The sequence below is a fragment of the Aeromonas sp. FDAARGOS 1415 genome, assembly GCF_019048365.1.
In the GTDB taxonomy this organism is placed as follows: domain Bacteria; phylum Pseudomonadota; class Gammaproteobacteria; order Enterobacterales; family Aeromonadaceae; genus Aeromonas; species Aeromonas taiwanensis.
Map to the genome: position 1 here is coordinate 3,249,905 of NZ_CP077363.1, position 22,018 is coordinate 3,271,922.

A 22,018-nucleotide genomic window follows, 5' to 3' on the forward strand; every position below is an offset into this window, starting at 1 on the left:
TGAAGTGTGACGGTCAGGTGATCGGGGGATGACGGCTTGATGACAGTCAGATGACATCGGGTCGCCAGCAGCTAGCTTGGTCGCTTGTGGATGAGTTAGGTGCCACCCATTGAGGACGACACAAACAAGTGAGGCGATGCCAAAAAGAGAAGGCCAACCTGGGTTGGCCTTCGGCAGTTTGTTTATCGCCCTGGGTGCATTGGCATTGCTCAAACCAGCCCCCAGCGGGATTACTGCTTGGCTTCGGTCTTGCCGTCGAAGCTGGCGCTCCACTGGGCCAGGATGGCGTTGCGCTCGCGGGCTGCCCAGCCAAAGTCGTTGTCGATCATCTGGCTCTTGATGTCCGTCGGATAACCCGCTCTCGGTTGGGCGACCTCGGGAATGGCGACCACTGCAAACGACTTGTTGTAGAGGGCATTGGCCTGCTCGGTGGCGGCAAAGTCGAGTAGCTGCTTGGCGGCTTCGAGCTTGGGGGTGCCCTTGATGATGGCGGCCGCCTCCATGTCCCAGCCCGAACCTTCGCTCGGGAACACCACCTCGATGGGGGCGCCCTTGGCCTTGAGGCTGGTGGCCGGGAAGTCAAAGGAGATGCCGATCACCGTCTCGCCGCTGGCGGCCAGCTTGCAGGGGGCAGAGCCCGAGTGGGTGTAACGGTCGATGTTCTGGTGCAGACCGTTCATGAATTGCCAGCCCTGCTGCTCGCCCATGGTTTGCAGCCAGCCAGCGACGCTCAGGTAGCCGGTGCCGGAGGAGCTGGGGTTGGGCATGATCACCTTGCCCTTGTAGACGGGCTTGGTGAGATCGGCCCAGCTGGTGGGGGCCGGGATCCCCTGTTTCTCCGCTTCTACCTTGTTGAAGCAGATGGCGCTGAAGAAGGCATCCAGACCTATCCAGTGCGGCTCGGCCTTGCTGTCGCGAAAGCGGCTGTCGAGTTTATCCAGCCCTTTCGGTGCATAGGCATTGAGCATCTGCTGCTGATCGAGCTGCATCAGGCTGGTAGCCGCCAGTCCCCACACCACATCCGCTTTGGGCTGGGCTTTTTCCGCCAGCAAGCGGGCGGTGACCACGCCGGTGGAGTCGCGCACCCACTTGATGTTGATGTCCGGATGTTGGCGCTCGAACGCGGTTTTCAGCTCGCCGAGCTGCTCCGGCTCGAAGGCGGTGTAGACGGTGAGATCGGTCGCGGCCAGTGCCGGGGCTGTCATGGCGGCCAGCACGGCGGCGGCCAGCAAATGGGTTCCCTGTTTCATCCTCTTCTCCATATAAGTTGGATTGGTATAAACCAGATTGGTCGAAGCAGAGGCTAGGGGAGCTTTATGACGATCCTGTGACGGCCCCGTGACGTTTTGCCTACGTCACTCCTGAGTATCCACCTCGATCTCCAGGCTGTCGTGGCGCCAGTACTCCAGATCGAAGTCGAGCACCCGGCCGTGCTGATCGAAGTTGAGACGCTCGAGGCGCAGGGCGGGCAGACCCGCGGTGGCCCCCAGTGCCTTGGCCACCTCGTCCGGCAGGGCGGTGGGGAAGAAGCGCACCTGCATACGGGCGTAGTGCAGATCGTAATGGGCCTGATAGATCTCGGTCAGGCTGCCGTTGAGATCCAGCTCCAGCAGGCCGGGTACGCGCTCTGGCAGGCAATGGTTCTCGCAATAGCAGATGGCGCGCCCGTTGGCATAGCGCAGCCGCTTGAGCAGAAACAGGCTGTCAAATGGCTTGAGCTGCAGCCGTGCCATCAGCGCCGGCGGCACCGCCTGGCGGCTTTTTTCCAGCAGCTCGGTGCGTGGCTCACCCCCTTGTTCGCGCACTATCTGGTGAAAGTTGGAGGTGCGTCTGGGATTGAGGCGAAAGCGCGGCGGCGTGACGAACCAGCCGCGGCGATCCTCCCGATAGATAAGGCCGTTGGCCTCCAGCTGCACCAGGGCCTCGCGGATGGTGACCCGGGTGGTGCCGTAGAGTTCCCCCAGCAGCCGCTCGGAGGGGAGCTTGTCGTTGGGGGCCAGGCCCCCCGCCAGGATCTGGTTGGCGAGGGCATCCTTGATCTGCAGGTATTGGGGTTTGCTCATGAAAGTCCCTGGTTGTGCAATGGGTTGGGCACAGGTCTGGTCGTCGATCCGGTCGCTAAACAGAGGTGTCAAAGTACATTGGTAAAGACCAGTGTTGCCCCTGTGGTTCTGGCTTCCTAGATTATCGCGATCACGGCGCCGAAAATGAATTTTTTGTTGCACGTAAGGGCACCCCTTTGACCTCGGCTGGGCTGTTACCCACAATGCGCTCATTCTGGTATATACCAAAAGGAGCGAAGTCATGACCCATATTCCTGCGGCCCCTGCCGCCGTCGATTACCTGCTGCTGACCCCGGGCCCCCTCTCGACCACCGCCACGGTGCGTGCCGCCATGCTGCAAGACAGCTGCACCTGGGATGCGGACTACAACCAGGGCGTGGTGGAGCCCATCCGCCGCGAGCTGGTGCGCCTGGCCACTGGCCCAGAATATGAACGTGACTACAGCGCAGTATTGCTGCAGGGGAGCGGCAGCTATGTGGTGGAGAGCGTGCTGGGCTCGGCGATAGGTGTCGATGAGTGTCTGTTGATCATCAACAACGGCGCCTACGGTGCCCGCATGGGAGAGATGGCTCGCTGTCTCGGCTTGCGCCACCATGAGCTCGACTGCGGCGAGACAACCCGCCCGGAACCCGCTGCCATCGAGGCGATGTTGGCACGTCACCCCGAGATCACCCATCTGGCCATGGTGCACTGCGAGACCACCACCGGCATGCTCAACCCGCTTGAGGAGGTGGCAGCACTCTGCCAGCGCCGCGGTATTCGCCTGATCGTCGATGCCATGAGCAGCTTTGGCGGCATCCCCATCGACATGGGCCGCCTTGGCATCGAGTTTCTCATCAGCTCCGCCAACAAGTGCATTCAGGGGGTGCCGGGCTTTGGCTTTGTCATCGCCCGCCGCGCCGCGCTCACGGCCTGCGCCGGTCGTGCCCGCTCGGTCTCCCTCGACCTGCATGCCCAGTGGCAGACCATGGAGCAGCAGGGGGGCAAGTGGCGCTTTACCTCGCCCACCCATACCGTGCTCGCCTTTGCCCAGGCCCTGCGCGAGCTGGATGAAGAGGGGGGCATCGCCGCCCGCCATCAGCGCTATAGCGAAAACCAGCGTACCCTGGTAGCTGGGATGGCCGAGCTCGGCTTTGCGCCGTTGCTGCCAGAGGAGTGGCAATCCCCCATCATCACCGCCTTCTACTCGCCGGCCCACCCTGACTACCGCTTCGCCGACTTCTACCAGCGGCTCAAGGGGCAGGGCTTTGTCATCTATCCGGGCAAGGTCTCCCAGGCCGACTGCTTCCGGATTGGCAATATCGGTGATGTGACCCCAGAACGGGTGCGAGATCTGCTCGCCGCCATGGCCAGCGCCTGCTATTGGCAAGGGGAAGCACGATGACGAGCCAAGCGCTTCACGGTCGCGATCTGCATGACCATAAGCTGCACGGCAGCGGCCGCGCCGATAGCGAAGGGGATATCAACCTCGGCGAGGGGCGGGCGCGCTGGTGGGCCGACCAGAGCGAGGCGGTGCAGGCGGGATTGGCGGAAGATAGCCGCTACTTCCTCCATCAGGCGCTCTCCACCCCCTGTCTGGATCTGATTGAGGGGGCGCAGGGGAGCTGGTTGACCAGCGTATCGGGCGCGCGTTACCTCGATTTTCACGGCAACAGCGTCCATCAGCTGGGCCACGGCCACCCCAGGGTGGTGGCCGCAGTGCAGCAGCAACTCGCGGATCTGCCGTTTGCGCCACGCCGCTACACCCATCGGGTTGCCATCGACTGCGCCCGCACCTTGGCCGAACTCGCCCCCGGCGATCTCAACCGGGTGCTGTTTGCCCCCGGTGGCAGCGAGGTGGTGGGCATTGCCCTGAAACTCGCCCGCTTCATTACCGGCAACAGCAAGGTAGTATCCCTCTGGGATGCTTTTCACGGCGCTTCCCTCGACGCCATCTCGGTCGGTGGCGAGGCCTGTTTTCGCGCCGGCATGGGCCCGCTGATGGCCGGAGTGGAGCGCATCCCGCCCCCCACCCGTTATCGCGGCGTCTGGTATCGCGGGGAAGGGGATGACCTGCACTACGCCGATTATCTGGAGTACGTCATCGAGAAGGAGGGAGGAATCGGTGCCTTTATCGCCGAGCCCATTCGCAACACCGACGTGCAGGTGCCCTCGAAGGCCTACTGGCAGCGGGTGCGGGAGATCTGCGATCGCCACCAGGTGCTGCTGATCGTCGACGAGATCCCCAACGCCCTGGGTCGCACCGGCCACTGGTTCAGCTTCGAGGCGTTTGGCATCGAGCCCGACATCATCTGCCTGGGCAAGGGGCTGGGGGGTGGGGTGGTGCCGTTTGCGGCGCTCATCACCCGCGACCGTTTCAATCAGGCTGCAGCTATTTCGCTCGGTCACTACACCCACGAGAAGAGCCCCATCGGCTGCGCTGCGGCCCTCGCCACCATCAGTACCATCCGTGAAGAGGGGTTGCTGGCCAAGGTGCGGGAGGATGGCCGTTTTATGGCGGTAGAGCTCGCGTCGCTTGCCGAGCGTCACCCGCTGATCGGGCAGGTGCGTGGTATTGGTTTGCTCTGGGCGCTGGATCTGGTGGTCGATCACCAGAGTCGTACCCGCAATAGCCAGGCTGCCGAGCGGCTGCTCTACCGCTGTCTGGAACTGGGGCTCAGCTTCAAGGTCTCCCAGGGCAACGTTATCCAGCTCTCGCCACCGCTCAATATCGCCCGCGCCGATCTGGTGCGGGCCATCACCATTCTTGATCGAGCCCTTGGCGAGATCGCGCTTTCACCGGAACAGGAACACCACCATGACTGACTTGCAGACTGCCATCGACCCGACCACCGACGTGGAGGCGCTGATCCTCGACTGGGCCGGCACCGTCGTCGATTTCGGCTCCTTCGCCCCCACCTCCATCTTCGTCGAGGCGTTCGCCCGCGCCTATGACTTCCCCGTTACTCTGGATGAGGCGCGCCAGCCCATGGGGTTGGGCAAGTGGGATCATATCGCCGCGCTGGGCCGTCTGCCTTCGGTGGATGCGCGCTGGCAGGCTCGCTTTGGCCACCCCATGAGCCACGCCGAGGTGGACCACCTCTATCACACCTTTATGCCGCTGCAGATTGCCGCCGTGACCCGCTTCGCCGCCCCCATCCCGGGTGTGCTGCCGGTGCTGGAGGCTCTGCGAGCTCAAGGGCTGCGGATCGGCTCCTGCTCCGGTTACCCCCGTCCGGTGATGGAGGCGCTGGTACCGGCGGCGGCCGAGCATGGCTATCGGCCGGATCACTGGGTCGCCACCGATGACCTCAAGGCGGGTGGCCGCCCCGGCCCCTGGATGGCACAGGCCAATGTGATTGAGCTCGGAATCAGCGCGGTGCATCGCTGCATCAAGGTGGATGATGCCGTGCCCGGCATCAGCGAAGGGTTGAACGCGGGCATGTGGACCGTGGGATTGTCGGTTTCCGGCAACGAATTTGGCGCCACCTGGGAGGCGTTCGCCGCCATGAGCGAAGCCGAAATCGCCGAGAGGCGCGCACCAGCGGAGGCCAAACTGCGGGCGGCGGGAGCGCATTACGTCATCGACACCCTGGCCGACATCGCCCCGGTCATCGCCGATATCAACCGCCGTCTGACTGCGGGTGAGCGACCCTGAACAAGGCGGGTGAGAGGAGGGGAGTGCCGGCCTTGCCTGCAGGTTTTCAGGCCATGCTCCCTGACTATCAGGCATAAAAAAACCGGCGCCTGGGCGCCGGTTTTTGTTCACCGAGACTCTATTACAGAGAGGCGGTGAAGGTACGGGTGATGACGTCTTGCTGTTGCTCCTTGGTCAAGGAGTTGAAGCGAACGGCATAACCGGATACGCGGATGGTCAACTGCGGATATTTCTCCGGGTTTTCCATGGCGTCCAGCAGCATTTCACGGTTCATCACGTTGACGTTCAGGTGCTGACCACCTTCCAGGTTGGCTTCGTGGTGGAAGTAACCATCCATCAGGCCGGCCAGGTTGGCTTTCTGGGCTTCCATGTCTTTACCCAGGGCGTTCGGTACGATGGAGAAGGTATAGGAGATACCATCTTTGGCGTAGGCGAACGGCAGCTTGGCGACGGACGTCAGGGAAGCAACGGCACCCTTCTGGTCACGACCGTGCATCGGGTTGGCACCCGGGCCGAACGGCGCACCGGCGCGACGGCCATCCGGAGTGTTACCGGTCTTCTTGCCGTACACCACGTTGGAAGTGATGGTCAGCACGGACTGGGTAGCCACGGCACCACGGTAGGTGTTCAGCTTCTGAATCTTCTTCATGAAGCGCTCGACCAGGTCGCAGGCGATGTCATCGACGCGAGCGTCGTTGTTACCGAACTGCGGGTACTCGCCTTCGATCTCGAAGTCGATGGAGACGCCATCGGCATCACGTACCGGCTTGACCTTGGCGTACTTGATGGCAGACAGGGAGTCAGCCGCAACAGACAAACCGGCGATGCCGCAAGCCATGGTGCGATAGACGTCACGGTCGTGCAGCGCCATCAGGGAGGCTTCGTAGCTGTACTTGTCGTGCATGTAGTGGATGATGTTCAGGGCGGCGACGTACTGCTTGGCCAGCCAGTCCATGAAGTGATCCAGTCTGTCCATCACGTCGTTGTAGTCGAGGTACTCGGAGGTGACCATTTCGGTTTTCGGACCGACCTGGATCTTGAGCTTCTCGTCCATACCGCCGTTGATGGCGTACAGCATGGTCTTGGCCAGGTTGGCACGGGCACCGAAGAACTGCATCTGTTTGCCGACGATCATCGGGGACACACAGCAAGCGATGGCGTAGTCATCGTTGTTGAAGTCCGGGCGCATCAGGTCGTCGTTCTCGTACTGAACGGAAGAGGTCTCGATGGATACCTTGGCGCAGTACTTCTTGAAACCGACCGGCAGCTTCTCGGACCACAGGATGGTCAGGTTCGGCTCGGGGGACGGGCCCATGGTGTACAGGGTGTTCAGCATACGGAAGCTGTTCTTGGTGACCAGAGTACGGCCGTCAACGCCCATACCAGCCAGGGTCTCGGTAGCCCACATCGGGTCGCCGGAGAACAGTGAATCGTATTCCGGGGTACGCAGGAAGCGAACCATGCGCAGCTTCATGACCATGTGGTCCATCAGCTCCTGGGCTTCTTGCTCGGTGATCAGGCCTTTTTGCAGGTCACGCTCGATGTAGATGTCCAGGAAGCTGGAGGTACGACCGAAGGACATGGCCGCGCCGTTCTGGGACTTGACGGCCGCCAGGTAGGCGAAGTAGGTCCACTGTACGGCTTCTTTCGCGGTTTTGGCCGGTACGGAGATGTCGCAGCCATATTTGGCAGCCATCACCTTCATCTGGGCCAGGGCACGGTGTTGCTCGGAGATCTCTTCGCGCAGGCGGATGGTGGCTTCCAGGTTGACACCGTTTTCCAGGTCAGCCTGCAGGGACTTGAACTGGGCCAGTTTGTCGGCCATCAGGAAGTCGATACCGTACAGGGCAACACGGCGGTAGTCACCGATGATGCGGCCACGGCCGTAGGCATCCGGCAGACCGGTGATGACGCCGGACTTGCGGCAGTTCAGGATGTCTTTGGTGTAGACGTCGAACACGCCCTGGTTGTGAGTCTTGCGGTACTCGGTGAAGATCTTCTCGACCATGGGGTCAAGCTGGCGACCGTACACTTCGCAAGAGGTCTTGACCATCTTGATACCGCCGTTGGCGATGATGGCGCGCTTGAGCGGTTTGTCGGTCTGCAGACCGACGATTTGCTCCAGGCTCTGGTCGATATAGCCGGCATCGTGAGCGGTAATGGTGGAGGGCAGGTCGGTATCAAAATCGACAGGCGCGTGAGTGCGGTTTTCGATCTTGATGCCTTCCATGACCTTGTCCCACAGCTTGGTGGTGGCTTCGGTCGCGCCAGCCAGGAAGGACTCGTCACCTTCATACGGGGTGTAGTTCTTCTGGATGAAGTCACGGGTGTTGACAGAGGTCTGCCATTCACCGGCTGCGAAGCCTTCCCATGCTTTTTGGAACTGTTCGTTAAGTTCTGCCATTTTCATTACCTCTCAAGGTATTTATGTGTCTGCCGCCATCCTTAATGATGGCGACGGAAGATAAACCAGTAAGTCAGTCCTACCATGACGCCACCACCAATGATATTGCCAATGGTGACAGGGATCAGGTTGTGCAAGACGAAATTGGATACGGTCAGGTCGGCAAAGGTCGCCGGGTCCTGGCCGATGGCCTGCCAGAATTCCGGGCCCGCGACGCTGTGAATGGCGATACCGACCGGGATCATAAACATGTTTGCGATGCTGTGCTCGAAACCGGAGGCCACGAACATGGCGACGGGGAGCAGCATCACCATCACCTTGTCGGTGGCACTGCGGGCACCGAAGGCCATCCACACGGCGAGGCACACCATGAGGTTGCAGAGGATGCCAAGGGCCACGGCTTCGAAGAAGGTGTGATGGATCTTGTGCTGGGCCACTTTCATGGCGTTCAGTCCCCACTGACCATCTGCCGCCATGTATTCCGCCGACATGATGATGAGGCCGACGATGATGAGCCCGCCGATGAGGTTGCCGAAGTAGACGAGTCCCCAGTTCTTGAGCAGCTGGGCCCAGCTGATTCGATTGGCCGCCTTGGCCACCAGGGTCAGGGTGGTGGAGGTGAACAGCTCGGCGCCGAGCAGCACACAGAGGATGAGGCCGAGGGAGAAGCAGAGACCACCGACCAGCTTGGCCATGCCCCAGGACATGCCGCTCGAGCCGGTAGTGACGGTGATGTAGAAGACGAAGGCGATGGCGATGAAGGCGCCTGCCGTGATGGCCAGAGGGATAGTCTTGTATGCGGGCTTGGTGGCCTTGGCATAGGTAATGTCTTCGGCCAGTGCGGCGATGGCTTCGGGCTTCAGACAATCAAAGGGAGATTCTGCTTTCAATTCTCGTTACCTGCATATTTTGCCTGTGGAAATCATAACAAAGGGGCAGATCCCCAAAATTGACACCGATCAAGAATTACAGATTGTGAATGTAATTTTACTACAGGATTTTTTGCTATCCGGAAGCGTTTCTTTACACCAGGTTTCAGGTGAAACATAAATAGGTCTGTTATTAATTTCATGATTTTTAAGAACTTATAAAGAGCGCCCCTAAAAAAGTACCGGCAAAGCATCTTTGCGGCGGCGCTGCACCATGAGTGCCAAATTAACAACCCCCTAAGAGGTATTTTTTGTCTTTTATTTCATCTTTGTGGCACGGCCAGCCAAAGCGTAGACCATAAAACAGAAGGGGCCATAAGGCCCCTTCGTCACACTAGCATATCAGTTCCACGTATGGATTCGTTTGGCTTTTTGTAGCTTTTCGTAGGCCGCCAGCAGTTTCTGGTGCAGCGGGAACTGCTCGAGTGACAGATCAGCCGCCTCCAGACCGTGGAAGCGCGCCTCGCCGCGGGCGTTGGCCCAGGCCTGTGCCAGGGTTTCCTCCCCGAACATGCGGGCGAACACCGGACGGTATTGCTCTGGGTCGCGATCCTCGTCCAGGAAGAGCTCGACGCAGGCGCGCAGGGCGCGGTAGTACGCGGCGCGATCGGCCGGGAACACCGACTGGTTGAACTCCATGGTCCAGTCGATGAGATCGAGCGCGCTCTCCAGCTCGCCTGCGGCCAGGGCCAGCATGGCTTTGAGCTCACCGACCCGCAGGGTGTGCAGGGCGCTGCCCTTGGCGGCGGCGATGCCGAGCAGCTCGCGCACCCGGGTCCGCTCGTCGTGACCCTCTTCATCCAGCTGGTCGAACAGCGCCATGTACTGCTCTGCGTCCCACTCCAGGGATGGCAGCGCCAGTATGGTCTCCCGCAGGTGGGCCCCCATGGTGTTGTTGGCCAGCAGCAGATCTTCCACCGGATAGATGTCGGACATGCCGGGTACCAGGATGCGGCAGGCGTAGACGCCCAGGTGCTCGTAGTCGGCGATGTAGACCGGCTGCTCCAGCTCGTGGAAGATGCCGATCAGGTGGTCGAACTCTTCTTGCGAGGTGCCGCGGAAGTCCCAGTCGGCAAATTCGAAGTCGGACTCCTGCTTGAACAGATCCCAGCTGATGAGGCCGGAGGAGTCGATGAAGTGGGTCTCCAGGTTGTGGTGATCCGCCACCTGCTCGTTGTCAAACGACGGCGGCACGAAGACGTCCAGATCCTTGAGGCTACGGCCTTGCAGCAGCTCGGTGACGGTACGCTCGAAGGCCACTTCGAAGCGCGGGTGGGCGCCGAAGGAGGCAAAGCAGGTGCCGTTGCTCGGGTTGAGCAGCACCACGCAGATGACCGGATAACGGCCGCCGAGCGACGCATCGAAGCTGTAGATGGGGAAGCCTTCGGCCTCCAGCGCATCGATGGAGGCCTTGATGCCGGGGTAGCGGGCGATGACCTCGGTCGGGATCTCCGGCAGGCTGATGGCCTCGGCAATGATCTTGTTCTTCACGTGGCGCTCGAACACCTCGGACAGGCCTTGGGTGCGGGCTTCGGTGCGGGTGTTGCCGGCGCTCATGCCGTTGGAAACGTAGAGGTTGCCGACGATGTTCATCGGGATATAGACGGTCTGGTGGTCGGACTGGCGCTCGAAGGGCAGGGCGACGATGCCACGCTCCTCGTTGCCGGATTGCAAATCCACCAGCATGTCGGCGGTCACTTCACCGTCCGGGTTGTAGAACTTGCGGGTGAAGGAGTCGAGCAGACCGGCCGGCAGTTGATCCCCCTCGATAGGGAACCACTTCTCGTTCGGGTAGTGCACGAAGTCGCCGTTTGCTACCTGCTCGCCCAGATAGAAGTCGGCGAAGAAGTAGTTGGTGGAGAGACGCTCGAAATATTCGCCAAGAGCGGAGGCGAGCGCCGCCTTCTTGCTGGCACCCTTGCCGTTGGTAAAGCAGAGGGCGCAATCCTTGTCCCGGATGTGCACGGACCAGACGTTCGGCACGGGGTTGAGCCAGGAGGCCTCTTCGATATCAAACCCCAGGGCTTGCAGCTTGGTCTGGAAGCGTTCGATGGAGTCTTCCAGCGCCGCGTCCTTGCCGGGAATAAAGGTGTGGTCGGTCATCACAATGTCCTGATTTTAATGGGCTCATGTTTGGTCGCAGATAATAGCATGAGTGACGGGGAAAGCGGCCAGGGCAATACGGCGGCGCAGGTATTTGAAAAGACCCGGGGCCGGGATTCGGTCTTTGCAAAGAGAGGAGCATTTCGGGCAACTTGCGACGCGGGCGAGAAGGGCTGGGTATCAGTTTTGCTTAACCCCCTTAAGAGAATGTCGATGTCATTGTGCCAAGGCTTCTTCCATCATGGCCCCTGCTCGATGAAGAGCGCGTGCCCAAGCCGGCTGCACGGCCTTTATCTGGCCTCTTCACCCCTCCTTATTACTGACATTGGTCATCCCTGGCTGACCGGGAGTTGTTATGCCCTTCATGATCCCCCGTATTGACCCCGACATCGCCACTCTGGCTCCCGGTTTCAGAGCCCTCAGCATTCTGGTGGCGGCGGCCCCCGTGACGAACCCGCATGTGGGCGCCGAAGCGCTGGTACGAGCGTGCGACACCGAGCCTGCGCCCTGGGCTCATGCCCATCTGGCCGCGTGGGGCGAGGTGTTCAAACGCTTTGGCGCCAAGCCACAGCGCACCCCCTGCTCGGCAGAGGCCCTGCGTAAACGGGTGCTGCGCGATGGCACCATGCCCAGCATCGACCCCGTGGTCGATCTCTACAATGCCGTCAGCATTGAGTACGCTATTCCCGTGGGTGGGGAAAATCTGACGGCCTATGAGGGCGCGCCACGCCTGGTGATCGCCGATGGCAGCGAGCTTTTTGACACCATAAAGGAAGGGGAGCCGGCCCACGAGGCGCCTGAACCCGGGGAAGTGGTGTGGCGGGATGACAGGGGGGTGACCTGCCGCCGCTGGAACTGGCGTCAGGGGATCCGGACCCGGCTCAGCGTGGAGTGTACCCAGATGTGGTTCATTCTGGAGAGCTTGCCTCCCATGCCGCTGGCGGCGCTGCACGAGGCTGGCGATCGGCTGGTGGCGGGTCTGTTGCAGATGATGCCGGAGGCCCGGATTGAGACGACCCTGATAGGGGCGTCTGACGGGGCATGACGACATGCACGCTTGCCGCTGGCGTGCAAGAGCGAAGGATTGGAAAGCCGCGAGCGATCTTAAGGGATTTTCACGTCTTATTGGTTGTTTTGTCACTTGCCAGTCAGCAGGTCGTGGGCCGACCACTCAGGGAAGTGGCTAACCTATTACTTTCAACCCCAGGATGCCGCCGATGATCAGCAGCAGGGAGCACCCGGGCCAGGGTGGCCGGTTCGTTGAACAGCCAGATCCCCATCAACACGGTGCCTACCGCACCGATACCGGTCCAGACTGCGTAGGCGGTGCCAAGGGGCAGTTGCTTGACTGCCATGGCGATCAGCAGCACGCTCACGGCCATGGCACTCAGGGTAAGCAGGGTGGGGAGGGGACGGCTGAAACCGTTGGTGTACTTGAGGCCGATGGCCCAGGCGACCTCGAACAGACCGGCCAGCAGCAGGAGTAACCAGGACATAGAGAAGGTTCCGCAGGAAGCAGGGTCGTCCCTGCACATCGGGAGTCCTTGAGGTCGTCCCCAAGGGGCAGAGGGCTGCCGAGTGGTCTCAATGATGCCCCAAGCCGATACGGGATGCCAGCGGCTTGCTCGGCCACACGCCAGGCTGGCGGATATTGCAACGAATGGCACAGAATATTGCGCAATTCGACTTGCACCGGCCGCCACAATCCGTAATGTGGACAGACACATTCTTCGCAACCCACATATTGTGAACCCCTTGTAAATGGCGGCTGCCGGACAGGGGGGGCGGGTGCAACACACGGTTTCTATAGCAGCTATCCAGGGTAGGACATTATGAAAAAAGTAGGTTTGGTCGGTTGGCGTGGCATGGTGGGTTCGGTCCTGATGAGCCGGATGCAGGAAGAGAAGGATTTCGCCCATATTCAACCCACCTTCTTCACCACCTCCCAGGCCGGTGAGGCCGCCCCCAACTTCGGCGTCGATGCCGGCACCCTGCAGGATGCCTTCGACATCGAGGCGCTGGCCGCACAGGAGATCATCATCACCGCCCAGGGCGGCGATTACACCAAAGATGTCTATCCGCGCCTGAAAGCCACTGGCTGGCAGGGTTACTGGATAGATGCGGCCTCCTCCCTGCGCATGGAGAAGGACGCGGTCATTATTCTGGATCCGGTCAACGGTGACGTCATCGAGCGGGCACTGAATGACGGCATCAAAACCTTCGTCGGCGGCAACTGCACCGTCAGCCTGATGTTGCTGGCTCTGGGCGGCCTGTTCAAGGCCGATCTGGTGGAGTGGGTGAGCGTGGCCACCTATCAGGCAGCGTCCGGTGGCGGTGCGCGCCATATGCGCGAGCTGGTCACCCAGATGGGCATACTGCGCGATGAAGTGGCGGTGGAGCTGGCGGATCCCGCCTCTGCCATTCTCGACATCGAGCGCAAGATAACCGAGAAGACCCGCTCCGGCACTCTGCCGGTGGATAACTTCGGCGTGCCCCTGGCCGGTGGCCTGATCCCCTGGATCGACACCAAACTCGACAATGGCCAGAGCCGTGAAGAGTGGAAGGGTCAGGCCGAGACCAACAAGATCCTTGGGCTAGAAAGCGCCGCCATTCCGGTGGATGGTCTGTGTGTGCGCATCGGTGCCCTGCGCTGCCACAGCCAGGCCTTCACCATCAAGCTGAAAAAAGACGTGCCGCTCCCCGAAATCGAGGCCCTGCTGGCTGCCCACAATGACTGGGTGAAAGTGATCCCCAACGATCGCGACATCACCGCCCGCGAGCTGACCCCGGCGGCCGTCACCGGCACTCTCAGCATCCCGGTGGGTCGTCTGCGCAAGCTCAACATGGGTCCGGAGTACCTGGCCGCCTTCACCGTGGGCGATCAGCTGTTGTGGGGCGCCGCCGAGCCGCTGCGCCGCATGCTAAACATCCTGCTGGCCCGCTGAGCGCATATTGCGAAAGAACAGGGAAGGTCTGGCCTTCCCTGTTCTGCGGGGCTGCAAACCCAATAAAAAAACGGCATCCCTGCAGGATGCCGTTTTTTAATTTATCCAGTCTGACTCTTAGATGTTCTGTGCTTCGTTTGGCACGATGACAGAGGCATGATTTCCTTTCGGCCCCTGTTGCAGTTCAAAATTGACTGCCTGACCTGCTTTCAAGGTCTTGTAACCTTCCATTTGAATCGTGGAGTAGTGAGCGAAGATATCTTCACCACCGCCTTCCGGACAGATAAACCCAAATCCTTTTGCGTTGTTGAACCACTTGACTGTTCCGGTTGCCATACATCTACATCCTTTTATTGATTACCCTGAAGTCGTTGAGTAACCTGCGCCGGCCTTATATAACTAGGGCATGACCCCATAGCAGACGGGCGCCGATTAGCAAGTAACCAATCTAGTCCAACTTTTAAGCGAGTCAAGAAGTTGTTAACAACCGATGTGATCTGGTTAACAAGTCTATTGACAATCGAGAACGAGACGGTAGTAATCTAGAGGTACCAAAGCGCAATTATGAGCAAGCAGAAAGAACTCTTTGCTAATGAAGAGATTGCAGAAGCAGAGAAAACGAAGCTGCAACCGCCACCCATGTACAAGGTCGTCCTGAACAACGACGACTATACACCGATGGAGTTCGTGGTGGAGGTGCTGCAAAGGTTCTTTGGTATGGATCTGGAGAAGGCCACTCAGGTGATGCTGAGCGTGCATTATAGTGGTAAGGGAGTCTGCGGCACATTCACCGCCGAGATTGCCGAAACCAAGGTGGTCCAGGTCAACACCTATTCACGTAACAACGAACATCCACTGCTATGTACCATGGAAAAGGCTTGAAGCTGATGACTTGATGGCGATAACGACACCGCATTGTTGCTGTACTGAGGGGAGGTGCCTATGTTGAACAAAGATCTAGAAAAGACGCTGAACGAGGCTTTCAAGCTGGCCCGTGACGAGCGTCACGAATTCATGACCGTCGAGCACCTGTTGTTAGCCCTGTTGGATAACAGCTCAGCCCATGAGGCGCTGAGTTCGTGTGGTGCGGATGTGGAGCAGATGCGCAAGGAGATCCGCGCATTCATCGATCAAACAACCCCGCTGATTCCCCGTGATGACGAAGACAGAGAGACCCAGCCGACCCTTGGTTTCCAGCGCGTGCTGCAACGCGCCGTCTTCCATGTCCAGTCGTCGGGCAATACCGAGGTCAGCGGTGCCAATGTCCTGGTCGCCATCTTCAGCGAGCAGGAGTCCCAGGCCGCCTACTTCCTGAAAAAGGCGGAAGTCAGCCGGCTGGACGTGGTGAATTTCCTCTCCCACGGGGTGCGCAAAGACAGCAAGCCCGAGAGTGGCGGCGGCAATAACGCAGAGTCCGATGATGAGGTCTCTTCCGCCCAGATAGAGAGCTTTGCCACCAACCTCAACCAGCTGGTGTTGGAGGGACGGATCGACCCGCTCATCGGGCGCGATCAGGAGCTGAGCCGTACCATCCAGGTGCTGTGCCGCCGCCGCAAGAACAACCCGCTGCTGGTGGGGGAGGCGGGGGTCGGCAAGACCGCCATCGCCGAGGGGCTGGCCTATCGCATCGTCAAGGGCGATGTGCCCGAGGTGATCGCTAACAGCACCATCTACTCCCTCGACATGGGTTCCCTGTTGGCGGGGACCAAATATCGCGGCGACTTCGAGAAACGCCTCAAGGTGCTGCTCAAGCAGATCGAGCGTCAGGAGGGGGCCATCCTCTTCATCGACGAGATCCACACCATCATCGGGGCGGGGGCCGCGTCCGGTGGCCAGCTCGATGCCGCAAACCTCATCAAGCCGCTGCTTTCCAACGGGTTGCTACGCTGCGTCGGCTCCACGACCTATCAGGAATATTCCCAGATCTTTGAAAAAGACCGGGCCCTGGCTCGCCGCTTCCAGAAGATCGATATCGTCGAGCCGAGTGTGGATGACACGACGCGTATTCTGATGGGGCTCAAGAGCCGCTATGAGTCTCACCATGGCGTGCGCTACACCGTCAAGGCCATTCGTGCCGCGGTGGAGCTCTCAGCCAAATACATCAACGACCGCCACCTGCCGGACAAGGCTATCGACGTGATCGACGAAGCTGGGGCGGGGCAGCGGTTGTTGCCGGCCAGCAAGCGCAAGAAAGTGATCAATGTGCCGGAAATCGAGGCCATTGTCGCCAAGATCGCCCGTATCCCGGAGAAATCCGTCTCCTCTTCCGACAAGGAGGTGCTGAAGAATCTGGAGCGCAATCTCAAGATGGTGGTGTTCGGTCAGGACAAGGCTATCACTGTGCTCACGGATGCCATTCGGCTGTCACGCTCCGGCCTTGGCAACGAGCGTCGCCCCGTCGGGTGCTTCCTGTTTGCCGGCCCGACCGGGGTGGGCAAGACAGAAGTTACCCAGCAACTGGGCAAGGCGCTCGGGGTGGAGGTTCTGCGCTTTGACATGTCCGAATACATGGAGCGTCACACCGTCTCCCGCCTGATTGGTGCTCCTCCCGGCTATGTGGGGTTCGAGCAGGGCGGGCTGCTGACCGATTCCGTCCTCAAGCATCCGCACTCCGTGGTGCTGCTCGACGAGATCGAGAAGGCACACCCGGATGTCTTCAACCTGCTGCTGCAGGTGATGGACAACGGCACCCTGACCGACAACAACGGGCGCAAGGCCGATTTTCGCAATGTGATCCTGGTGATGACCACCAACGCGGGGGTACAGGAGACACAGCGCAAGTCCATCGGCTTCCAGCAACAGGACATGAGCCACGATGCCATGGCGGTGATCAACAAGACCTTCAGCCCGGAGTTTCGCAACCGGCTGGATCACATCATCTGGTTCAACCACCTGGACATGGCGATCATCCATCAGGTCGTCGACAAGTTCATCGTCGAGCTGCAGGTACAGCTGGATGCGAAAGGGGTATCGCTCGAAGTCTCCGAAGAGGCGCGCCACTGGCTGGCCGAGAAGGGGTATGACAGGGCTATGGGGGCCAGACCCATGGGGCGGGTGATCCAGGAACAGCTCAAGAAGCCGCTGGCCAACGAGATCCTGTTTGGTTCACTGGTCGATGGCGGCGTGGTGCGGGTCGAGCTGGTGAATAACAGCCTCAGCTTTGATTTTCAGGTCAACGTTGAAGCTGTCTCCCACTGATGGGTCATGAATGCCAGCAATGACAAAAAACCCCAACCGAGAGGCTGGGGTTTTTTGCTGAATTCCTGGCTTAGCGAGAGCGGAAAACAATACGTCCCTTGGAGAGATCGTACGGAGTCAGAGCCACCGTTACTTTGTCTCCAGTCAGGATACGGATGTAGTTTTTGCGCATCTTGCCGGAAATATGAGCGATAACCACGTGACCATTTTCCAGTTCCACACGGAACATGGTATTGGGCAAGGTTTCGAGAATGGTACCCTGCATCTCAATACTGTCTTCTTTAGCCATTGAATCCTCTTGATAAGCCACAACAAAAAACCGCTGGATCATGCCGGATTTAAGGCTATGTGTAAAGTTTACTCGGGCCTGGCGTCGAATTTTTTCCATTCTCCCTGCACCAGCAGCTCGTGGGGCAGGTATTGGCGTTTGTAATTCATCTTGCGGCACTCCTCCACCAGATACCCCAGATAGAGCCACTGGCGACCGGTGCGCCGGGCGAGTTCCAACTGGCTCATGATGGCAAAGGTGCCGAGGGAGCGGTCGGCGTGGTCCGGGTCGAAGAAGGTGTACATGGCGCTCATCGAATGGGGAAGCAGGTCCGTGGTCGCGACCCCGATGAGGCGTCCCTCCTTGCGTATTTCCAAGTAGAGGGGCGGCATCCAGTCGCAGTGCAGGAATCCCTTGTACTGGGTACGGCTCGGTGGATACATGCTGCCATCCCGGTGGCGCTCGCGGATATAGCGCTCGTAGAGCTGGTAGTACTCCGGCTTGTCGTCGTAGCTCAGCACCAGCTCGAGATCGCGGTTGAGATGGCGAATGCGCTTCTGGCTGCGGCTCGGTATGAACCGCTCGCTGTGGATGCGCAGGGACTGGCAGGCGCTGCAGGCGGGGCAGTGGGGACGATAGATGTCGTTGCCGCTGCGCCTAAACCCGGCGGTCAGCAGCCGCTCATACCCTGCGGCGTTGAGCAGGTCGTGATCCATCAGTACCAGCAACTGCTCCTGCTCGTGGCCAAGATAGCTGCACGGGTGCCTGGGGGTCAGCCCCACCTTGAGGATCACTTCTTCGCTCATGGGCTGATCCTCCTCGCCTGCCAGCAGCCATCCTGCAGGGGCTGCCGGCTCAGGGTGGTCAATGCACTCAGGAATTGCTGTCTTGGCCACTCCTGGATACCCAGGGTAGCCAGAAAGGGGTTTTGCATCTGGCAGTCGATGAGGGCGCCACCATGGTGGGCGAAATGGCGACAGAGCTCCACCATGGCCAGCTTGGCGCCGTTGTCGATGCGACTGAACATGGACTCGCCGCAGAAGACGCGGCCGAGGGAGAGGCCGTAGAGACCTGCCTGTAGCTGGTCATCCTGCCAGATTTCGACGGAGTGTGCATGGCCAAGGCGATGCAGCTGCCGGTAGGCGTCGATCATTGGGGGGCTGATCCAGGTTCCGCTGGCACTGCGACGAGGGGCGGCGCAGGCCGCGATCACCTCATCGAAGGCGCGATTGATGAACACCTCGACCGGGGTGCGGCGGATGGCTTTCTGCAGGCTGCGGCCAATATGGAGTTTGTCGGGCACGATGACCCCCCTGGGATCCGGTGACCACCACAGCAGCGGCTGGTGCGGCTCATTCCATGGAAAGATCCCGCTGTGATAAGCTGCCAGCAGTCGAGCGGGGGAGAGATCCCCCCCTATCGCCAGCAGTCCGTTGGGTTCTTCCAGCGCATGGTTGGGGGAGGGAAACCAACACAGCTCATCATCCAGTTCGGTAAGATAGCGAGACATAAGGCAGAGGTTCATAGATGAAGGCCATTATCCTGATAGTATCCAGCTTGCTTGGCTTTGTCACGGCGCCCGCCTGGGGCGCCGTGTATGAGCGCAACACGGCGCGCCCCGTGGAGCAGGTGGTCTTTGGCCAGGTCGACACGGTGCGCAACATCACCCAGAGCCAGATGGTGGAGTCCGAGCAGAGCGGCTGGAAGACGCTGGGAGGCGCCGTGCTCGGCGGGTTGCTCGGCAACCAGTTTGGCGGCGGTCACGGGCGGGAAATCGCCACGGCCGTGGGGGCGCTGGCGGGGGCGGCTGCGGTGCAGCATTACCAGTCGGGGGGCAGCGTGGTGGAAAGCAAATTGGTGGAGCTTTTGATCAGGAGCGATCAGGACAAGCTCATCAACGTGATCCAGGATTTCGATCCGGCCATGGTGTTCGCGCAGGGAGACAAGGTGCGCATTCTCTATTTCAACGATGGCGTGCGGGTCGACAAGACGTACTGAGACCGGCTGGCAGAGGGGCTGGAGAAGGAAAGTAACCCGGCGCTGACCCAAGGTGGCGCCGGGCGGTACTACACGGAGTGTCTTGTGCGAGACTCGGTCAGGCGCCCTGGGCGACGATTTTGTCGCGTCCGGTGTTCTTGGCCTGATAAAGCTGGCGATCTGCCTCGCAGAGCGCTTCGTCCATGGAGAGCCGCCCAACGTTGATGACGCCAAAACTGGCGCGCACAAACAGCGGTATCTCCCGTGACAAGGGCTGCTGGCGCAACTGCTGGCGCAGCCCTTCCAGTCGCTTGAGCAGCACGGGGACGGGGCAATGGGCCACCATAAGTGCAAACTCTTCCCCACCGAAGCGGGCTATCATGGCATCCGGGAAAAACTGGGTAAGCAGCCGTGTCAGGTGGCAGAGCAGCTGATCGCCGATGGCATGACCCCAGTGATCGTTGATGTGTTTGAAATGATCCACGTCGAGCACGCACAGGGAGAGCGGCGCCTGCTGGTGCTGGTGCTCCTCGAACCACTTCTGTCCCTCGTTGAACCAGTAGCGCCGGTTGTAGAGTCCGGTCAGGTAGTCCCGGTTGGCCGACTCCTGGATGCTGTTGAACTGCTCCAGCGCTTCCAGGTTGTGGCTGACCCGGCACTGCAGCTCCTCGGGCTCAAAGGGCTGGTTGAGGAAGTCGTTCGCCCCTTGCTTGAGGTAGCGGGCCGAGAGGCCGTGCTTGTCCGACACCGAGATGCCGATGATGGCGAGCTGCTGCTTGCTGTAGCGCTCCCGCAGCATCCGCACCAGACTGATGCCGTCGATCTCCGGCATGTAGTAGTCCACCAGCATGAGCCGGATGGCGGGGTGCTGCTCGAGCAGGGCCAGGGCATCGCGGGCACAGGCAGCCTCGTGTACCTGCAGCAGCTGCTTGCGTAGCTGGGCCGCAGTGCGATGGCGGGAGGTGCGCGAGTCATCGACCACCAGCACTTCGATGGCCTGGTTCAAATAGAGGCGGTGCACCAGGCTGACGGCATACTGCAGGGAGTGACGCGAATCCTTCATCACGTAGTCCAGCACCCCTGCATCCAGCCAGGCTTCCCGTTTCTCCTCGCTGATGTCGGCGGTGAGGATCACCACAGGCAAGCCGCGCTCCATCAGCACATTGACGGCCTCTCCACAGGGGGCGTCCGGCAGGGTGAGATCCACCAGGGCGACCACATACTCCTCACCCTGGCAGTCGCGCGCAGCTTCAAGGCTATCAAAGGCATCGATTTCCAGTCCGGTCTGCTGGGCAATGGCCTGGGTCAGCATGCGACGAACCGTCAGGCTGTCTTCCACAATCATGATTTTCCGTTTCATTCTTCTCCTCAAAAGAAAAGGGCATGCCGATTGGCATGCCCTTTATATCCTCAGGGTTACTGGGCGTCCAGATATCGCTCGGCATCGAGGGCCGCCATGCAGCCGGTACCGGCGGAGGTGATCGCCTGACGATAGACGTGGTCTGCCACGTCACCGGCGGCAAACACGCCCGGGATGCTGGTCTGGGTCGCGAACCCTTCCAGGCCGCCGCGCACCTTGAGGTAGCCGTTTTCCATCGCCAGCTGACCCTCGAAGATCTGGGTGTTGGGCTGATGACCGATGGCGATAAAGACCCCCATCAGCGGCAGCTCGGAGGTGGACTGGTCCTGGGTGCTGCGCAGGCGCACGCCGGTGACGCCCATGTCGTCCCCCAGCACTTCGTCCAGGGTCTGGTGGGTGTGCAGCACTATGTTGCCGCTCTCGACCTTGTCGTGCAGGCGCTTGATCAGGATCTTCTCGGCACGGAACTCGTCGCGGCGATGGATGAGGTGTACCTTCTTGGCGATGTTGGCCAGATAGAGCGCCTCTTCCACGGCGGTGTTGCCGCCGCCGACCACGGCCACTTCCTGATTGCGGTAGAAGAAGCCGTCACAGGTAGCGCAGGCGGAGACGCCGCGGCCCTTGAAGGCCTCTTCGGAGGGCAGGCCCAGGTATTTGGCTGAGGCACCGGTGGCGAGGATCAGCGCGTCGCAGGTGTATTCCCCGTTGTCGCCCTTGAGGCGGAAGGGGCGCTCGGTCAGCGTCACTTCATTGATGTGATCGAAGAGGATGCGGGTATCAAACTTCTCCGCATGCTCTTTCATGCGCTCCATCAGGGCCGGGCCGGTCAACCCTTCCGCATCGCCAGGCCAGTTTTCCACTTCGGTGGTGGTGGTCAGCTGGCCACCTTGCTGCATGCCGGTGATGAGCAGGGGATTGAGGTTGGCGCGGGCGGCATAGACGGCCGCGGTGTAGCCTGCGGGGCCGGATCCCAGGATCAGCAGTTTGCTGTGAGTAACTTGGCTCATGATGTGATTTCCGAGACGTGATGAGTTTGCGCGATTGTAGGTAATTCGTGATCCGCGGTCAAAGGCCAGCGCCTCGATTGTCACAATCGCCGCAGGCGGGGACGGGAGCCCCGAAGGCGGGATAAAA

General features: G+C 60.4%; 19 protein-coding genes and 1 pseudogene. 8 read left to right on the top strand and 12 right to left on the bottom strand.

Features of this window, described 5'->3' with window-relative positions:
- Positions 1–230: 230 nt before the first annotated feature.
- Positions 231–1,250: a putative 2-aminoethylphosphonate ABC transporter substrate-binding protein gene (locus I6L45_RS15280; protein ID WP_216982527.1), complete on the bottom strand. Its 1,020-nt coding sequence runs from the start codon at positions 1,248–1,250 to the stop codon at positions 231–233.
- Positions 1,251–1,355: 105 nt separating this feature from the next.
- On the bottom strand, positions 1,356–2,063 hold the full coding sequence (gene phnR, locus I6L45_RS15285; RefSeq protein ID WP_216982528.1) for a phosphonate utilization transcriptional regulator PhnR: 708 nt from the start codon (positions 2,061–2,063) through the stop codon (positions 1,356–1,358).
- A gap of 241 nt (positions 2,064–2,304) precedes the next feature.
- On the opposite strand from phnR, the gene phnW reads away from it, so the two are divergent.
- From phnW to phnX, 3 genes are read left to right on the top strand one after another with little or no spacing between them, the layout of a single operon-like run.
- Positions 2,305–3,447, top strand: a complete 1,143-nt coding sequence (gene phnW, locus I6L45_RS15290) for a 2-aminoethylphosphonate--pyruvate transaminase (RefSeq protein ID WP_216982529.1) — start codon at positions 2,305–2,307, stop codon at positions 3,445–3,447.
- On the top strand, positions 3,444–4,868 hold the full coding sequence (locus I6L45_RS15295) for an aspartate aminotransferase family protein (protein ID WP_216982530.1): 1,425 nt from the start codon (positions 3,444–3,446) through the stop codon (positions 4,866–4,868). The genes phnW and I6L45_RS15295 overlap by 4 nt, the downstream gene beginning before the upstream one ends.
- Entirely contained in the window at positions 4,861–5,700 is an 840-nt protein-coding gene (gene phnX, locus I6L45_RS15300) for a phosphonoacetaldehyde hydrolase (RefSeq protein WP_216982531.1), read from the top strand. The genes I6L45_RS15295 and phnX overlap by 8 nt, the downstream gene beginning before the upstream one ends.
- A gap of 121 nt (positions 5,701–5,821) precedes the next feature.
- Here phnX and pflB read toward each other — a convergent pair whose 3' ends face one another.
- The 3 genes from pflB to ycaO all read right to left on the bottom strand — a co-directional run bounded on the left by pflB (position 5,822) and on the right by ycaO (position 11,136).
- Positions 5,822–8,104 (bottom strand): formate C-acetyltransferase, encoded by a 2,283-nt coding sequence (pflB, locus tag I6L45_RS15305; protein WP_010674504.1) that lies wholly within the window; start codon positions 8,102–8,104, stop codon positions 5,822–5,824.
- A 41-nt stretch (positions 8,105–8,145) separates the two neighbouring features.
- Positions 8,146–8,994 (bottom strand): formate transporter FocA, encoded by an 849-nt coding sequence (focA, locus tag I6L45_RS15310; protein WP_043808422.1) that lies wholly within the window; start codon positions 8,992–8,994, stop codon positions 8,146–8,148.
- Between the two features lie 381 nt (positions 8,995–9,375).
- Positions 9,376–11,136: a 30S ribosomal protein S12 methylthiotransferase accessory factor YcaO gene (ycaO, locus tag I6L45_RS15315; RefSeq protein ID WP_216982532.1), complete on the bottom strand. Its 1,761-nt coding sequence runs from the start codon at positions 11,134–11,136 to the stop codon at positions 9,376–9,378.
- A gap of 355 nt (positions 11,137–11,491) precedes the next feature.
- Between ycaO and I6L45_RS15320 the strand changes: the two genes are divergently transcribed.
- Positions 11,492–12,181: a B3/4 domain-containing protein gene (locus I6L45_RS15320; protein ID WP_210548529.1), complete on the top strand. Its 690-nt coding sequence runs from the start codon at positions 11,492–11,494 to the stop codon at positions 12,179–12,181.
- 138 nt (positions 12,182–12,319) lie between these two features.
- Here the strand turns inward: I6L45_RS15320 and sugE are convergent.
- A pseudogene (sugE, locus tag I6L45_RS15325) lies at positions 12,320–12,632 on the bottom strand (quaternary ammonium compound efflux SMR transporter SugE).
- 336 nt (positions 12,633–12,968) lie between these two features.
- Between sugE and asd the strand changes: the two are divergent.
- Positions 12,969–14,081 (top strand): aspartate-semialdehyde dehydrogenase, encoded by a 1,113-nt coding sequence (gene asd, locus I6L45_RS15330; protein WP_043761043.1) that lies wholly within the window; start codon positions 12,969–12,971, stop codon positions 14,079–14,081.
- 117 nt (positions 14,082–14,198) lie between these two features.
- On the opposite strand, the gene cspD is transcribed toward asd, so the two are convergent.
- On the bottom strand, positions 14,199–14,417 hold the full coding sequence (gene cspD / locus I6L45_RS15335; protein WP_010674510.1) for a cold shock-like protein CspD: 219 nt from the start codon (positions 14,415–14,417) through the stop codon (positions 14,199–14,201).
- A 228-nt stretch (positions 14,418–14,645) separates the two neighbouring features.
- Between cspD and clpS the strand changes: the two genes are divergently transcribed.
- The gene (clpS, locus tag I6L45_RS15340) at positions 14,646–14,963 is read left to right on the top strand and encodes an ATP-dependent Clp protease adapter ClpS (RefSeq protein WP_005325410.1); all 318 of its coding nucleotides are present in this window, start codon (positions 14,646–14,648) and stop codon (positions 14,961–14,963) included.
- A 60-nt stretch (positions 14,964–15,023) separates the two neighbouring features.
- Positions 15,024–17,279, top strand: a complete 2,256-nt coding sequence (clpA, locus tag I6L45_RS15345; RefSeq protein WP_043761039.1) for an ATP-dependent Clp protease ATP-binding subunit ClpA — start codon at positions 15,024–15,026, stop codon at positions 17,277–17,279.
- Between the two features lie 70 nt (positions 17,280–17,349).
- Here clpA and infA read toward each other — a convergent pair whose 3' ends face one another.
- From infA to aat, 3 genes are all read right to left on the bottom strand, one after another.
- A complete protein-coding gene (gene infA, locus I6L45_RS15350) occupies positions 17,350–17,568 on the bottom strand; it encodes a translation initiation factor IF-1 (RefSeq protein ID WP_005300033.1) in 219 nt (72 codons plus the stop codon).
- A gap of 68 nt (positions 17,569–17,636) precedes the next feature.
- Positions 17,637–18,353 carry an arginyltransferase gene (locus tag I6L45_RS15355; protein WP_216982533.1) on the bottom strand — a complete coding sequence of 239 codons (717 nt, stop codon included), beginning with the start codon at positions 18,351–18,353 and terminating at the stop codon, positions 17,637–17,639.
- Positions 18,350–19,057 (bottom strand): leucyl/phenylalanyl-tRNA--protein transferase, encoded by a 708-nt coding sequence (gene aat, locus I6L45_RS15360; protein ID WP_216982534.1) that lies wholly within the window; start codon positions 19,055–19,057, stop codon positions 18,350–18,352. The genes I6L45_RS15355 and aat overlap by 4 nt, the downstream gene beginning before the upstream one ends.
- 17 nt (positions 19,058–19,074) lie before the next feature.
- Between aat and I6L45_RS15365 the strand changes: the two genes are divergently transcribed.
- Entirely contained in the window at positions 19,075–19,545 is a 471-nt protein-coding gene (locus I6L45_RS15365) for a glycine zipper 2TM domain-containing protein (RefSeq protein ID WP_216982535.1), read from the top strand.
- 97 nt (positions 19,546–19,642) lie between these two features.
- Here I6L45_RS15365 and I6L45_RS15370 read toward each other — a convergent pair whose 3' ends face one another.
- Together I6L45_RS15370 and trxB are read right to left on the bottom strand one after the other, a co-directional pair.
- Positions 19,643–20,884, bottom strand: coding sequence for a diguanylate cyclase (locus I6L45_RS15370; RefSeq protein WP_216982536.1), 1,242 nt, complete (start codon positions 20,882–20,884; stop codon positions 19,643–19,645).
- Positions 20,885–20,940: 56 nt separating this feature from the next.
- Positions 20,941–21,891 carry a thioredoxin-disulfide reductase gene (gene trxB, locus I6L45_RS15375; RefSeq protein ID WP_043761031.1) on the bottom strand — a complete coding sequence of 317 codons (951 nt, stop codon included), beginning with the start codon at positions 21,889–21,891 and terminating at the stop codon, positions 20,941–20,943.
- Between the last annotated feature and the right edge of the window lie 127 nt (positions 21,892–22,018).